This window comes from Mycobacterium sp. TH-M15 (assembly GCF_057473705.1).
On record NZ_JBYCLB010000127.1, the window covers coordinates 1 to 1,608 of the forward strand.

1 protein-coding gene and 1 pseudogene are annotated in these 1,608 nt (G+C 67.5%); one reads left to right on the forward strand and one right to left on the reverse strand.

Annotated elements, in window-relative coordinates:
• Positions 1–489 (forward strand): annotated as a pseudogene (locus tag AC2VNT_RS03155) (hypothetical protein); the annotation flags it as partial.
• 52 nt (positions 490–541) lie between these two features.
• Here the strand turns inward: AC2VNT_RS03155 and AC2VNT_RS03160 are convergent.
• Positions 542–1,608 (reverse strand): acetyl-CoA C-acetyltransferase (locus AC2VNT_RS03160; RefSeq protein ID WP_486945474.1); only part of this gene is annotated, 1,067 nt, incomplete at its 5' end.

Consider the following 1,608-nt stretch of genomic DNA (forward strand, 5'->3'; position numbering starts at 1 on the left):
GGCGCTGCACGGCGCGAAGTGGGTCGACGACGACACGCCAATCGAGTTGATCTGGGCTAATGCCAGGACGCCGAGCGGCGTCAAGACCCGAAGCGCACTGGCTGAGCGGCATCGGCACACCCGGGGACTGCGCCGGCTCGAGTCGGCCGCTTGACCTTGTCGATGCGGGCGGGCAGTCGCCGAAGGAGACCTGGCTGCGGCTGTTGCTGATCGGCGCCGGCTTCCCGAGCCGCAGACCCAGATTTCGGTCCCTGGGCCTGACGGATACCCGAAGTACTACCTCGACATGGTTGGGAAGGCATCATGCTCGCCGTCGAATACGACGGCGAACAGCACCGCACCAGCCGGTCACAGTACGCCTGGGACGTCGAACGGGTGGAGTACATCCAATCGGTGGGCTGGACTCACCTCAGGGTGATAGCCGAGCACCGCGCCTGCGATGTCATTCGTCGCGTTCGACGCGCCTGGGACAGCTTGACTCTGCGCTGACGGCGCATGCCACTCGAACTTCTGCGCCACCAGCGCAGAGTCAACGTGAAGATCAGGCGAGCCGCTCGATCACCATCGCCATGCCCTGGCCCCCGCCGACGCACATCGTCTCCACACCGAACGTTTTGTCGTGGCTCTGCAGGTTGTTCAGCAGGGTCGCGGTGATCCGGGCGCCGGTCATGCCGAACGGGTGGCCCAGCGCGATCGCGCCGCCGGAGACGTTCAGCTTGTCCTGGTCGATGCCCAGCTCGCGAGCCGAGGCGATCACCTGCACGGCGAACGCCTCGTTGATCTCGAACAGGTCGATGTCGGAGATCGACATCTTCGCGTGGGCCAGAGCGTTCTTGGTCGCCTCGATCGGACCCAGGCCCATGATCTCCGGCGACAGGCCGCTCACCCCGGTGGACACGATGCGGGCCAGCGGCTTGAGGCCCAGCTCCTTGGCCTTGGTGTCGCTGGTGATGATCACCGCGGCCGCGCCGTCGTTGAGCGGGCAGGCGTTGCCGGCCGTCACCGTGCCGTTCGGCCGGAACACCGGCTTGAGCTGGCTGACCTTCTCGTAGGTGGTGCCCGGCCGCGGACCGTCGTCGGTGTCGACGACGGTGCCGTCCGGCAGCGTCACCGGGGAGATCTCCTTGGCGAAGTGCCCGTTCTTGATCGCATCCTCGGCCCGGTTCTGGCTGCGCACCCCCCAGCGGTCCTGCTCCTCACGGCTGATCCCGGTGTGCAGCACGACGTTCTCGGCGGTCTGGCCCATCGCGATGTAGACGTCGGGCAGGTTGTCGTCGGCCCGCGGGTCGTGCCACTCGTCGGCGCCAGCCGAGGCCTTCTCGCTGCGCTTCTCGGCGTCGACGAAGAGCGGGTTGTGGGTGTCCGGCCAGCCGTCGGCGCTGCCCTTGGGGAAGCGGGACACCGTCTCGACACCGGCGGAGATGAACGCGTCACCCTCGCCGGCCTTGATCGCGTGGAACGCCATCCGGGTGGTCTGCAGCGACGACGAACAGTACCGGTTGACGGTGGTTCCGGGCAGGAAGTCGTAGCCGAGCTGCACGGCGACCACCCGGGCGATGTTGAAGCCGGACTCGCCCGCCGGCTGTCCGCAGCCCATCATCAGGTCGT